Source organism: Pseudomonas sp. PVC-5-1 (genome assembly GCF_057444345.1).
In genome coordinates this window covers 946,218-959,184 of the sequence record NZ_CM172024.1, presented here as the reverse complement: position 1 = coordinate 959,184, position 12,967 = coordinate 946,218, and the positions used below count along the sequence as shown (strand labels likewise).

Here is a 12,967-nt window from a genome sequence, read left to right as displayed (position 1 = left end):
TGACTCATCATGCCGACACATCCAGGTGCTCGCGCAGATGCCGGAGCGTGCGGATCATATACTTTTCGACCATGTTCTTGCTCAACCCCATGCGCTCGGCGATCTCGGCCTGGGTCAGCCCTTCGAGCTTCTGCCAGATGAACACCTGTCGGCAATTGAGCGGCAGTTCGGCCAGCGCCCGCTCGACACTGTCGGCCAGCTCCAGCGCATGCACGTAGGCCTCGGGGTCGCCACTGCCGGCCACGCCTTCGTCGAAGGCTTCCAGCTCCAGGGCCTGGCGGCGGTCCTCGCGCCGGAAACCATCCACGGCAATATTGCGTGCGGTCTGGTGCAGGTAGGCGCGTGGCTGCTCGACCTGCTCGCGCGGGTTTTCCAGTACCCGGACAAAGGCATCGTGGGTGAGGTCCTCGGCCTGCTGTCGACTGCGCAACTTGCGCGTCCAGGTGCCGATCAGCTCATGGTAGTGGTCGAGGAAGCCTTTGGGTCCGGACACGGTCGGGGTCATCAGGGAGGCAGACAAGGGTGCGAATAGTAATGTTTCTCATCAATGGCGGCAATTCCGCCAGTCGGTAACAAAAAATTTATCGTCTTTTTCATGCACGGCAGTGCCAGGGAAATGTGGCCATAAATATGAACACCTGAGGCCCCTTCGCGGGCACGCCCGCTCCCACAGGAACCGCGAGATGCCTGTGGGAGCGGGCGTGCCCGCGAAGGAGCCAGCGCGTTCCATTCCACTATTTTTTACGCTTGAAACACTCCGGGGAACATCAGCCGGTCACATGGGTCGGTTATTCAAATGGCAGGTCGTCGATCCGCGCCGATCACGCCCGGATTGCCTGTTGATTCTGCATTCTTCACGCCCTAAAGTGCGCGCCGAACGTCCATGCTGGAAACGATCCATCCGGCTCAAGTACTGAGTAGGCGAACCAAAGTGGGGATACGGAGGACGTTCAGTTTGCAGCCACTTAAATTTTCAGTTTGCCCATGGAGTCCCTGAGCATGTCGATCCAGGTCGAAGACTATTTCGCGCGTGACACCTTCCAGAAAATGAAGGCGTTTGCCGACAAGCAGGAAACCCCGTTCGTACTCATCGATACCCAGATGATCAGCCAGGCCTACGACGACCTGCGCGCTGGTTTCGAATTCGCCAAGGTGTACTACGCGGTCAAGGCCAACCCGGCCGTGGAAATCATCGACCTGCTCAAAGAGAAAGGTTCGAGCTTCGACATCGCCTCGATCTACGAGCTGGACAAGGTGCTGGGCCGCGGCGTCAGCGCCGACCGTATCAGCTACGGCAACACCATCAAGAAGTCCAAGGACATCCGCTACTTCTACGAGAAGGGTGTGCGCCTGTATGCCACCGACTCGGAAGCCGACCTGCGCAACATCGCCAAGGCCGCACCGGGTTCGAAGGTGTACGTGCGTATTCTCACCGAAGGCTCGACCACCGCCGACTGGCCGCTGTCGCGTAAATTCGGCTGCCAGACCGACATGGCCATGGACCTGCTGATTCTCGCCCGCGACCTGGGCCTGGTGCCTTACGGCATTTCCTTCCATGTCGGCTCGCAACAGCGCGACATCAGCGTGTGGGACGCCGCCATCGCCAAGGTCAAGGTGATCTTCGAGCGCCTGAAGGAAGAAGACGGCATCGAGCTGAAGCTGATCAACATGGGTGGCGGCTTCCCGGCCAACTACATCACCCGGACCAACAGCCTGGAAACCTACGCCGAAGAGATCATCCGCTTCCTGAAGGAAGACTTCGGTGACGACCTGCCGGAAATCATCCTCGAGCCGGGCCGTTCGCTGATTGCCAACGCCGGTATCCTGGTCAGCGAAGTGGTACTGGTTGCACGCAAGTCGCGTACCGCCGTCGAGCGCTGGATCTACACCGACGTGGGCAAGTTCTCCGGCCTGATCGAAACCATGGACGAGTCCATCAAGTTCCCGATCTGGACCGAGAAGAAAGGCGAGACCGAAGAAGTGGTCATCGCCGGCCCGACCTGCGACAGCGCCGACATCATGTACGAGCACTACAAGTACGGCCTGCCGCTGAACCTGGCCATCGGTGACCGCCTGTACTGGCTGTCGACCGGCGCCTACACCACCAGCTACAGCGCAGTGGAATTCAACGGCTTCCCGCCGCTGAAGGCTTACTACCTGTAATGCGAAACGGGGCCGAAAGGCCCCGTTTTCATTTGTGCTTTCCGCCCTCAGGCCTGTGCAACTCCCTGTAGGAGCAGCCTTGTGCTGCGAAGAGACCATAACTGCCAAAGGCCATCTTTTGCTTGCCGGCAACTTCGCAGCACAAGGCTGCTCCTACAGGCCTTGAGGGAACCTCAAGCTTCGCGCCGTTCGATCTCCTCGGCATACCGCGCCGCAAAGGCCATCAACACCGGCCCGGCCCCCTGCAAGGTCACCAGCGCACTGCGCAGGAAATTCATGTTTCCCTCGACCCGCGCCCGTTCCAGCCAAGGCCCGGCTTCCGCCACCTGCCCCCGCTCGACAAGCACCAGCGCCAGGCTGAACATGCCACGGAAATCCCCCGCCTCGGCTGAGCGCCTATACCAGCGCACCGCCCGTGTCGGATTGGGCGCCGTGGCGATGCCTTGTTCCAGGTAACGCCCGTACAGGTTCATCGACTTGGCATGCCCCATGTGCGCGGCCTTCTCGTAGCACATCAGCGCCTGTGCCTGGTTGGCCGGTATGCCGCGCCCGGTGGCCAGCAAGTTGCCCAGGTTGTACAGCCCCCAGTCCAGCCCAGCATCGGCCGCACGCGCATAGTGAATGGCCGCCTGCGCCTGGCTTGGCTCACCGCCCCAGCCATGCTCCAGGCAACGGCCCAGCATGTTGTGCGCCATGGCACTGCCACCCTGCGCGGCGATGCCGAACCAGCGCCTGGCGACGGCGGCATCCGCCTGAATGCCGCGCCCGTCGAGCAGGATCTGCCCCAGCAACAACTGTGCCTCGACCGCGCCCTGCCCTGCCGCCGCCAGGATCGCCTGGGCGGCCTTGCCAGGGCTTTCTTCCAGCATGGCCTGCAAACCGGCCACATCCACCACTTCCTCACGTCGCAACTGATAGGACACGGCTCAGACCTCGGCCCAGCGGCGCAGCAGATTGTGGTAGGTGCCGGTCAACTGCAGCAGTGACGGATGGTCCGGCACATCGGCAGTCAGTTGCTGGATGGCATTGTCCATTTCGAAGAGCAACGCCCGCTGGCTGTCCTCGCGCACCAGGCTCTGGGTCCAGAAGAACGCGGCGTAACGCTGGCCACGGGTCACCGGGTTGACCTTGTGCAGGCTGGTGCCGGGGTACAGCACCAGGTCACCGGCAGCCAGCTTGACCTGCTGCTCGCCGTAGGTGTCCTGGATCACCAGCTCGCCGCCGTCGTAGCTGTCCGGATCGCTGAGGAACAGCGTGGAAGACAGGTCGGTACGCACCCGCTCCGGGCTGCCCTTGGGCTGGCGCAGGGCGTTGTCGATGTGAAAGCCGAAACTGCCGCCTTCGCGGTAGCAGTTGATCAGCGGCGGGAACACCTTGTGCGGCAAGGCTGCAGACATGAAGCGCGGGTCCTGCCACAGGCGGTCGATCAGCGCGCTGCCGATTTCCTTGGCCAGCGGGTGGCCTTCCGGCAGTTGCAGGTTGTGCTTGGCCTTGGCCGACTGGTAGCCGGCCGTGATCTTGCCGTCGGCCCAATCGGCCTGCTCCAGCGCCTCGCGGATACGGGCCAGTTCATCGGCGTCGAACAGGCCGGGGATATGAAGCAGCATGGCGACAGCACCGTTTGGAAAATGTAAGGCGCCAATGATATTGATTCCCTTTTGCGCTTCACAAGCCCCAATGGCCGCTTAAGACGTTTCAGCTTGATGAAACCGTAAAGGCAAATTGTAAAGATTGTAAATTCTTCACGAATGGTAACTACTCTCAATTGTGACTAACAATTGCTTACATTAAGATCCGCGGCCTTACCACCTTGGGGAAGGTCCTTCGCAATGCGCCAGTACGTACCATCTGCAGTGAGTTCACCACGCCTGATCGTGTCTGCCATCGGCGTAGCCCTCAGCGCTTCGTCGGCCTACGCCGCCGACCCGGTCGCCAGCAGTGCTATCACCCTCGACGCCACCAGCGTCAACGGCAAGGCTGAACAGGCCAGCACCGATTACAAGGTCGACCAGGCATCCTCGCAGAAGTACACCGCGCCGCTGGTGGATACCCCCCGCTCGGTAACCGTGATCCCGCAGCAAGTGATCAAGGACACCAACGCCCTGACCCTGCAGGATGCACTGCGCACTGTGCCGGGCATCACCTTTGGTGCCGGCGAAGGCGGCAACCCACAAGGCGACCGCCCGTTCATCCGCGGCTTCGACGCCCAAGGCGACACCTACCTGGACGGCGTGCGTGACACTGGCGCGCAAACCCGTGAAATCTTCGCCATCGAATCGGTGGAAGTGGCCAAGGGCCCGAACTCGGCCATCGGCGGCCGTGGTGCCGCCGGCGGCACCATCAACCTGGTGAGCAAGCGCGCCCACCTGGGCAACTCGCTTGACGGCGCCTGGACCTGGGGCAGCGACCAGACCCAGCGCTATACCTTTGATGGCAACTACCAGTTCAGCGACTCCGTTGCCGGGCGCCTGAACCTGATGACCCACGAAAGCAACGTCGCCGGCCGCGACAAGGTCAACTACGACCGTTGGGGTATCGCCCCATCGCTGGCCTTCGGCCTGGGTACTCCGACCCGCGTGAACCTCGACTACTACCATCTGGAAAGCGACGACCTGCCGGATTCGGGCATCCCGTACACCATCCCGACCGGTGGCAACACTGCACGCACCTCGGCGCACCCGAGCAAGCCGTACGACGGCGGTGACAGCGACAACTTCTATGGCCTGACCGGTCGTGACTTCCGCAAAAGCCGCGTGGATATTGCCACCTTTGCCATCGAGCACGACTTGACCGACTCGCTGACCATCAAGAACACCTTGCGCCATGGCAACAGCATGCAGGACTACATCCTGACCCAGCCTGACGACAGCAAGGGTAACGTCAACAACGGCAGCGTCTGGCGCCGCGCCAACACCCGTGTGGGCAACACTGCCACCACCACCAACCAGACCGACCTGTTCGGTGAGTTCTACCTGGGTGGCATGAAGAACAGTTTCTCGACCGGTATCGAGCTGAGCCGAGAAGAGAGCAAGCGCTCGAGCTACACCGTCGATACCGACACCGTCCCAGGCGGCACCGCCAACACCAACTGCACCCCAGGCATGATCGGCGCCACCAGCGGTTACAACTGCACCTCACTGAGCAACCCGAACCCGGACGATCCGTGGAACGGCAGCATCGCACGCAACTACGCGGGCACCGATACCAAGAGCAACACCCGCGCAATTTATGTTTTTGACACACTCGAACTGACGCCCGAGTGGCTGTTGAACATGGGCCTGCGCTACGACCACTTCGACACCCAGTACCGCACCTACGACGCCACAGGCGCCACCGTGGTGAACAGCAAGGGCGTTGTCTCCAAAGGCAAGGATACAAGCGAGTTCGTTACCGGCCAGCTGGGCCTTGTATGGAAGCCGGCCGAGAATGGCAGTATCTACGTTTCCTACGCCACCTCCGCAACGCCACCCGGAGCAATGCTGGGCGAAGGTACTGAAGGCAACCCGTTGGGCAACACCACCGACCGCGCCGGCAACTTGCTGAGCAGCGATCTGGAGCCGGAGGAAACCACCAACTACGAAATCGGCACCAAGTGGGACCTGCTCGACCAGCGCCTGTCCCTGGCCGCTGCGCTGTTCCGCACCGAGAAGGAAAACGCCCGCGTCCAGGTTGACACCACTACCTACGAGAACGTCGGCGAAACCCGCGTACAGGGCATCGAACTGTCTGCCAGCGGCAAGATCACCGACAAATGGCAGGTATTTGCCGGCTACACCTACATGGAAGCTCGCCAGATCGATGGCGGCGCGGTGAACAAGGCCAACGACGGCAACCAGTTGCCGAACACGCCGAACAACAGCGCCAGCTTGTGGACCACCTACTCCATTACACCGAAGCTGACCGTGGGTGGCGGTGCCTTCTACGTGGATGACGTGTATGGCAGCGTGGCCAACACCACCATGGTCGACAGCTATGTACGCTACGACGCCATGGCCGCCTACAAGCTGACCAAGAACATCGACCTGCAGCTGAACGTGCAGAACCTGACCAACGAGGTGTACTACGACAAGGCCTTCTCTACCCACTTCGCCAACCAGGCGGCGGGGCGGACGGCTCTGTTGACCACCAGCGTCCACTTCTGATGCCGGGATGGGGTTGATCTGCTCAGATAGGCTGCTCCTGTAACGGCCTCTTCGCGGGCTTGCCCGCTCCCACAGGTACTCCACAGGGTTCAAGTGCTGTGCAGTTCCTGTGGGAGCGGGCAAGCCCGCGAAGAGGCCAGTACAGGAGACCACCAAAAGAAGCCCCCGCCCCGTTCATTCCCGTGAGCGGGGCTTTTGCGTATCAAGGCATAATGCACGCCGCGTAGTGTGCGGCAGAAACACAAGGTGATCATGTGGTGAAGAAGACGCTGTTCCAATTGCACTGGTTCTTTGGCATCACCGCTGGCCTGGTGCTGGCCTTGATGGGTATCACCGGGGCTTTGTACTCGTTTCAGGACGAACTGCTGCGCGCGCTGAATGCCGATGTCCTGAAGGTCCAGGTGCGCCCGGAGGGCGTGCTGCCCCCGGCCGAACTGGTCCAGCGGGTCGAGGCCCAGCAGCACGACAAGGTGGCGATGCTGTGGGTCGATGTACGCGAAGGCAACGCCGCACGCGTCTTCTTTACCCCACCGCCAGGCGAGCGCCGTGGCCAGCTGCGCTATGCCGACCCGTATACCGGCGAACTCAAGGGAGAAGTGGCCGGGCAAGGCTTCTTCAACCTCATGCTCAACCTGCACCGCTTCCTGGCCATGGGAGACAGCGGCCGGCAGATCACCGGTGCCTGCACCCTGATGCTGGTGTTCTTCTGCCTCTCCGGCCTGTACCTGCGCTGGCCGCGCAAGGCGCTGGACTGGCGCACCTGGCTGACCTTCGACTGGGCCAAGAAAGGCCGCGCCTTCAACTGGGACCTGCATGCGGTGGCCGGCACCTGGTGCCTGCTGTTCTACCTGCTGTTCGCCCTGACCGGGCTGTTCTGGTCCTACGAGTGGTACCGCGAGGGCCTGAACAAGCTGCTGGCCGACGCGCCGGCCGCCGGCCAGCAGCAAAAGCGCGGCGAAGGTCGTGGCCGCCACGGGCCGCAGAAGATCGACAAGAACGCCCCGCCGCTGGTGGTCGACTACGACGCAATCTGGGCCAACCTCAAGGACGCTGCCGGCCCGGGCCTGGCCATGTACAACCTGCGCCTGCCACCGGTAGGCGGCCAGCCGGCCAACCTGTTCTACCTGCTGGACAACGCCGACCACCCACGTGCCTTCAACACCCTGGTACTGGACCCGGCCAGCGGCCAGGTGAAAAGACATGACCGCTACACCGACAAGTCCTTCAAGGCCCAGCTGCTCCAGAGCGTCTACGCCCTGCACGTGGGCGAATACTTCGGCCTGCCGGGGCGCATCATCGTCACCATCGCCAGCCTGACCATGCCGCTGTTCTTCGTCACCGGCTGGCTGCTGTACCTCGACCGCCGTCGCAAGAAGCGCCAGGTACGTGCCGCCCGTGGCAACGTCACCAGCAACACTGCCAGCGGCGACAGCTGGCTGATCGGCTTTGCCAGCCAGAGCGGGCTTGCCGAACAACTGGCCTGGCAGAGCGCCGGGCAGCTTCAGGCCGCCGGCCTGCCAGTGCAGGTACGCGCCCTGGCAGAACTGGGTGAAAGCGACCTGCGCCAGGCCCGCCGTGCGCTGTTCGTGGTCAGCACCTTCGGCGACGGCGAAGCCCCCGACAGCGCCCGCGCCTTCGAGCGCAAGGTGCTAGGCCAGCCTTGGGCGCTGGACCACCTCAGCTATGCCCTGCTCGCCCTCGGTGACCGCCAGTATCCGCACTTTTGCGGCTTCGCCCGCCGCCTGCAGGCATGGCTGGGCGAACGCGGGGCCAGCAGCGCATTCAGCCCGGTGGAAGTGGACAACGCCGACCAAGCCGCGCTGCAGCAGTGGCAGCAGGAACTGGCGCAACTGACCGGCGCCCAGCCAGTGGCCGCCTGGCAACCGCCGAGTTTCGGCAACTGGTCGCTGGTGCGCCGCGAACTGCTCAACCCGGGCAGCCAGGGCCAGCCGGTGTACCTGCTGGGCCTGCGACCGGAGCAGCCCGCCAGCTGGGAAGCCGGCGACCTGGTGGAGATCCTGCCGCTCAACGGCCAGCCGAGGATCGACGCCTTCCTCGATGGAATGGCGCTGGACGGCGGCGCCAAGGTGCAAGTGAATGGCTTGGCCGAAACCCTCGCCCAGGCCCTGTCCGGTCGGCAGTTGCCGACCCGTCGCGATCACCTGGTCGGTTTGCAGCCGCAGGCGCTGGTCGACGCACTGGTGCCGATCGGCAGCCGCGAATACTCGATTGCCTCGATCGCCAGCGATGGCGTGCTGGAGCTGATCGTGCGCCAGGAACGCCATGCCGATGGCAACCTGGGCCTGGGTTCCGGCTGGCTGACAGAGTACCTGCCGCTTGACGGTACGCTGAGCCTGCGTTTGCGGCGCAATAGCAGCTTCCACCTGCCGGAAACGGCGGCACCGCTGGTGTTGATTGGCAACGGCACCGGCCTGGCCGGCCTGCGCAGCCTGCTCCGCGCGCGGGTGAATGCTGGCGAGCAGCGCAACTGGCTGCTGTTCGGCGAGCGTAACCGGGCGCATGACCTGCTGTGCGGCAACGAGCTGCAAGGCTGGCTGGACAACGGCGACCTGGCACGCCTGGACCTCGCTTTTTCGCGGGATCAGGCCGACAAGGTGTATGTGCAGGATGTGTTGCTGCAGCAGGCTGAAGAGTTCAAGCGCTGGGTCGCGGATGGTGCCTGTGTGTATGTCTGCGGCAGCCTGCAAGGCATGGCTGCCGGGGTGGATGCGGCGCTCAACGGCATCCTCGGGGAAGCGGTTGTGCAACAGCTGATCGAGGATGGGCGGTATCGGCGGGATGTTTACTGATACTGGCCTGAGCTAGCAACGCAGTACCTGTAGGAGCGGCCTTGTGTCGCGAAAGGGCTGCGTAGCAGCCCCGGCAATTCATGCATCGCTGCCAGGATCCTGGGGCCGCTCTGCGGCCCTTTCGCGACACAAGGCCGCTCCTACAGCGGGCCAATTCAAGCCATACAGTTCCGGCCTAGTGCAGCTCGAAGGTGTCAGCATCCAGATTGGCCGGGAACTTGGCCCGGTAGGCCGCCAGTTCCGCCGCACTCAACACCGCGGTGAACACCCCGTCGGCCTCCCCGGCACTGAGCAGGCTCTCGCCCTGGAAGTCCAGCACCTGGCTGTCGCCGGAGTAGGCAAAGCCCTTGCCGTCGGTGCCCACCCGGTTCACCGCCGCCACATAGCACAGGTTCTCGATACCCCGCGCCGGCAACAGGCGGTTCCAGTGCTGGCGGCGCGCAGCCGGCCAGTTGGCGGTGTACAGCAACAGGTCGGTGTCCTGGGCATCGCGGCTCCACACCGGGAAGCGCAGGTCGTAGCAGATCAGCGGGCGAATACGCCAGCCCTTGAGCTCGAACTGCACCTGGCGCTCGCCCGGGGTGTAGTGCTTGTGCTCACCGGCCATGCGGAACAGGTGGCGCTTGTCGTAATGCAGGATCTCGCCATCAGGCCGAGCCCACAGCAGGCGGTTGCGGTGGCTGCCATCGGCGGCCTGGATGATCACGCTGCCGGTAATCACCGTGTTGTACTTCTTCGCCTGGGCCTTCAGCCATTTGTAGGTCGGGCCGTTTTCCGGCTCGCACAGGCTTTCCGATTGCATGGAAAAACCGGTAGTGAACATTTCCGGCAGGATCACCAGGTCCACTTCGCCTACCTGCTCCAGCAGCACTTCGAAGTGCGCATAGTTGGCCTCGCGGTCGTGCCAGGCCAGAGTGGTCTGCACCAGGGCGACTTTCAGATTCGGCAGTGTACTCAGATCGCGCATAGTTTTTCCGCTGCCTGACGCAGCGTCTCCTCTCGTTTGGCAAAGCACAGGCGGACCAGGCGTTGCTCGGGGATGGGTTGCTGGTAGAACACCGACACCGGGATGGTCGCCACGCCGTGCTCACGGGTCAGCCACAGCGACATGTCGACATCGTTCAGGTCCGGGCGGATCTGCGAATAGTCCACCAGCTGGAAATAGGTACCCGCCGTGCGGGTGAAGCGGAACCGCGAGCCCTCCAGCAAGCCGCAGAACAGGTCTCGCTTGGCCTGGTAGAAGGCCGGCAGTTCATCGATATGCTCGGGGTGCTCGGCCATGAAATCGGCCAAGGCGCACTGCAGCGGGGTCACACCGCAGAAGTTGACGTACTGGTGCACCTTGCGCAGCTCGGCACTCAGCGCCGGCGGGGCGACCACGTAGCCGGTCTTCCAGCCGGTGACGTGATAAGTCTTGCCGAACGAGCTGACCACGAAGGCGCGCTGGTACAGTTGCTCGTGGGCCAACACGCTGGCATGGCGTACACCGTCATAGACCAGGTGCTCGTAGACCTCGTCGCTGACCAGATAGATATCGCGGTCAGCGATAAGCCGGGCCAGTTGGTCCAGGTCTTCTTGGGTAATCAGCGCACCGCTGGGGTTGTGCGGCGAATTGAGAATGACCATGCGCGTGCGCGGGCTGAGGGCATCGCTGAACTTCTGCCAGTCGATGCGGAAATCGCCATCGCTCAGCTGTACATGCACGCAGCGCCCACCAGCCAGTTCCACGGACGGCTCGTAGCTGTCGTAGCAAGGGTCGAAGACGATTACCTCGTCACCGGCATGCACTACTGCCTGGATGGCGCAGAAGATCGCCTCGGTGGCGCCAGGGGTGATGGTCACTTCCTGGTCGGCATCCACCTGCGCGCCATACAGCCGCGCGACCTTGGCCGCCACCTGCTGGCGCAGGGCCGGCAGGCCGGTCATCGGCGAATACTGGTTATGCCCGGCGGCCACATGCCGGCCGACTGCATCGAGCAGCGCCTGCGGGCCATTGAAGTCGGGGAAGCCTTGCGACAGGTTGAGCGCGCCCGTCTGCACGGCGAGCTGGGACATGGTGGTGAAGATGGTCGTGCCGACATTCGGCAGTTTGCTGCGGATCATGGAGCCCTCTTTCCTGGGGTGTATCCGGCACGGGGTGGAGTCCGAGCATAGCGGATCAAGCGGTCAGGAAAAAGGTTGAAACAATAGGGGGATTTGCGCTGGATCAAAGGGCCTCTTCGCGGGCTTGCCCGCTCCCACAGGTACTGCACAAAGCTCAAGGGTTGTGCAGTACCTGTGGGAGCGGGCAAGCCCGCGAAGAAGACGACGCGGAATCAGCGCTTGTCGCGGCGCTTCTTCTCGGCCTTCTTGTGGTGCGACATCAGGCGGCGCTTCTTGTTGACCTGGCGGTCGGTGAGGGTGTTCTTCTTGCCCTCGTACGGGTTCTCACCGCCCTTGTACTCGATGCGGATCGGCGTACCGACCAGCTTCAGCACACGCCGGTAGGTGTTCTCCAGGTAACGCGAGTACGACTTCGGAATCTTGTCGGTCTGGTTGCCGTGGATCACGATCAGCGGCGGGTTGGCACCACCGAGGTGGGCATAGCGCAGCTTGATGCGGCGGCCGTTGACCAGCGGCGGCTGGTGCTCGCTCACGGCATCTTCGAGGATCTGCGTCAGGCGGCTGGTCGGCCAACGGGTTACCGCCGACTTGAACGCGGCCTGCACCGACTTGTACAGGTGGCCCACGCCAGTGCCGTGCAGGGCGGAGATGAAGTGGATGTCGGCGAAATCGACGAAGAACAGCCGGCGCTCCAGCTCGGTCTTCACGTAATCACGCTCGCCCGGCTCCATGCCGTCCCACTTGTTCAGGGCGATGACGATGGCGCGGCCAGCTTCCAGGGCGAAGCCCAGCAGGTTCAGGTCGTGATCCACCACGCCTTCGCGGGCGTCCATGACGAAAATCACCACGTTGGCGTCCTTGATCGCCTGCAGCGTCTTCACCACCGAGAACTTCTCGACTTCCTCGTGGATCTTGCCGCGCTTGCGCACGCCGGCGGTGTCGATGAAGGTGTACTTCTCGTCATCGCGCTCGAACGGGATGTAGATACTGTCGCGGGTGGTGCCCGGCTGGTCGTACACCACCACGCGCTCTTCGCCGAGCATGCGGTTGACCAGGGTCGACTTGCCGACGTTGGGGCGGCCGATGATGGCGATCTTGATGCCATCCTTCTCGCTCGGGCCCGGGATGCGCACCGCTTCCTCGCCTTCGGCGACTTCGGCGCCCAGCGCTTCCTCGACCTGGTCGCGTGGCAGGTGGCCGAGCACGGCCTCCATCAGCGCGTTGATGCCGCGGCCCTGGGAGCCGGCCACCGGGATCGCGTTGCCCATGCCCAGCGGCGAGAACTCGGCGCGAGCCACATCGGCATCGATGTTGTCGATCTTGTTGGCAACCAGGATCGCTTCCTTGTTCCGCTTGCGCAGGTGCTCGGCGATCATCTGGTCGGCAGCGGTCATGCCGGCACGGGCATCGACCAGGAACAGCACATAGTCGGCTTCTTCGATGGCCATGAGCGACTGCTCGGCCATTTTCTCGTCCATGCCCACTTCGTCACCGGTGATACCGCCGGTGTCGATCAGGATGAAGGAACGACCCTGCCAGCTGGCATCACCGTACTGGCGGTCACGGGTCAGGCCCGACAGGTCACCAACGATGGCATCGCGGGTCTTGGTCAGGCGGTTGAACATGGTGGATTTGCCGACGTTTGGGCGGCCCACCAGGGCGATTACGGGAACCATTCGGCTCTCCACTCTTGAATTCTTGAAAATGCAAAGGCCGCTGCAAGGCAGCGGCCGGAGTTCGGGCGGCGTG

At 63.1% G+C, this 12,967-nt stretch carries 9 protein-coding genes; 3 read left to right on the top strand and 6 right to left on the bottom strand.

The window, feature by feature from the left end; all coding sequences use genetic code 11:
- Window positions 1-7: 7 nt before the first annotated feature.
- Window positions 8-505: a sigma-70 family RNA polymerase sigma factor gene (locus tag AC2T3R_RS04415; RefSeq protein WP_013971037.1), complete on the bottom strand. Its 498-nt coding sequence runs from the start codon at window positions 503-505 to the stop codon at window positions 8-10.
- A 494-nt stretch (window positions 506-999) separates the two neighbouring features.
- Here AC2T3R_RS04415 and AC2T3R_RS04410 point away from each other — a divergent pair, with 494 nt between their 5' ends.
- Window positions 1,000-2,163: a type III PLP-dependent enzyme gene (locus AC2T3R_RS04410; protein WP_015269027.1), complete on the top strand. Its 1,164-nt coding sequence runs from the start codon at window positions 1,000-1,002 to the stop codon at window positions 2,161-2,163.
- A gap of 173 nt (window positions 2,164-2,336) precedes the next feature.
- On the opposite strand, the gene AC2T3R_RS04405 is transcribed toward AC2T3R_RS04410, so the two are convergent.
- Both AC2T3R_RS04405 and AC2T3R_RS04400 read right to left on the bottom strand, forming a co-directional pair.
- The gene (locus AC2T3R_RS04405; RefSeq protein WP_486744691.1) at window positions 2,337-3,086 is read right to left on the bottom strand and encodes a tetratricopeptide repeat protein; all 750 of its coding nucleotides are present in this window, start codon (window positions 3,084-3,086) and stop codon (window positions 2,337-2,339) included.
- A gap of 3 nt (window positions 3,087-3,089) precedes the next feature.
- Window positions 3,090-3,770, bottom strand: a complete 681-nt coding sequence (locus tag AC2T3R_RS04400) for a Fe2+-dependent dioxygenase (protein ID WP_410952910.1) — start codon at window positions 3,768-3,770, stop codon at window positions 3,090-3,092.
- A gap of 222 nt (window positions 3,771-3,992) precedes the next feature.
- Between AC2T3R_RS04400 and AC2T3R_RS04395 the strand changes: the two genes are divergently transcribed.
- Window positions 3,993-6,305, top strand: coding sequence for a TonB-dependent receptor (locus AC2T3R_RS04395; protein ID WP_486744690.1), 2,313 nt, complete (start codon window positions 3,993-3,995; stop codon window positions 6,303-6,305).
- Between the two features lie 254 nt (window positions 6,306-6,559).
- Window positions 6,560-9,115, top strand: a complete 2,556-nt coding sequence (locus AC2T3R_RS04390) for a PepSY domain-containing protein (RefSeq protein WP_486744689.1) — start codon at window positions 6,560-6,562, stop codon at window positions 9,113-9,115.
- 175 nt (window positions 9,116-9,290) lie between these two features.
- On the opposite strand, the gene AC2T3R_RS04385 is transcribed toward AC2T3R_RS04390, so the two are convergent.
- From AC2T3R_RS04385 to der, 3 genes are all read right to left on the bottom strand, one after another.
- Window positions 9,291-10,082 carry an amidohydrolase gene (locus AC2T3R_RS04385; RefSeq protein ID WP_015269022.1) on the bottom strand — a complete coding sequence of 264 codons (792 nt, stop codon included), beginning with the start codon at window positions 10,080-10,082 and terminating at the stop codon, window positions 9,291-9,293.
- Window positions 10,070-11,218, bottom strand: a complete 1,149-nt coding sequence (locus AC2T3R_RS04380) for a pyridoxal phosphate-dependent aminotransferase (RefSeq protein WP_025337781.1) — start codon at window positions 11,216-11,218, stop codon at window positions 10,070-10,072. Before AC2T3R_RS04380 ends, AC2T3R_RS04385 begins: the two co-directional genes overlap by 13 nt.
- 212 nt (window positions 11,219-11,430) lie before the next feature.
- Window positions 11,431-12,894, bottom strand: coding sequence for a ribosome biogenesis GTPase Der (gene der, locus AC2T3R_RS04375; RefSeq protein WP_486744688.1), 1,464 nt, complete (start codon window positions 12,892-12,894; stop codon window positions 11,431-11,433).
- Window positions 12,895-12,967: the final 73 nt, after the last annotated feature.

Excerpts from the sequence above, each read along its gene's own strand:
- AC2T3R_RS04415 (WP_013971037.1), bottom strand. The coding sequence starts at position 505 with ATGACCCCGACCGTGTCCGGACCCAAAGGCTTCCTCGACCACTACCAT.
- AC2T3R_RS04410 (WP_015269027.1), top strand. The coding sequence starts at position 1,000 with ATGTCGATCCAGGTCGAAGACTATTTCGCGCGTGACACCTTCCAGAAA.
- AC2T3R_RS04400 (WP_410952910.1), bottom strand. The coding sequence starts at position 3,770 with ATGCTGCTTCATATCCCCGGCCTGTTCGACGCCGATGAACTGGCCCGT.
- AC2T3R_RS04395 (WP_486744690.1), top strand. The coding sequence starts at position 3,993 with ATGCGCCAGTACGTACCATCTGCAGTGAGTTCACCACGCCTGATCGTG.
- AC2T3R_RS04385 (WP_015269022.1), bottom strand. The coding sequence starts at position 10,082 with ATGCGCGATCTGAGTACACTGCCGAATCTGAAAGTCGCCCTGGTGCAG.
- AC2T3R_RS04380 (WP_025337781.1), bottom strand. The coding sequence starts at position 11,218 with ATGATCCGCAGCAAACTGCCGAATGTCGGCACGACCATCTTCACCACC.
- der (WP_486744688.1), bottom strand. The coding sequence starts at position 12,894 with ATGGTTCCCGTAATCGCCCTGGTGGGCCGCCCAAACGTCGGCAAATCC.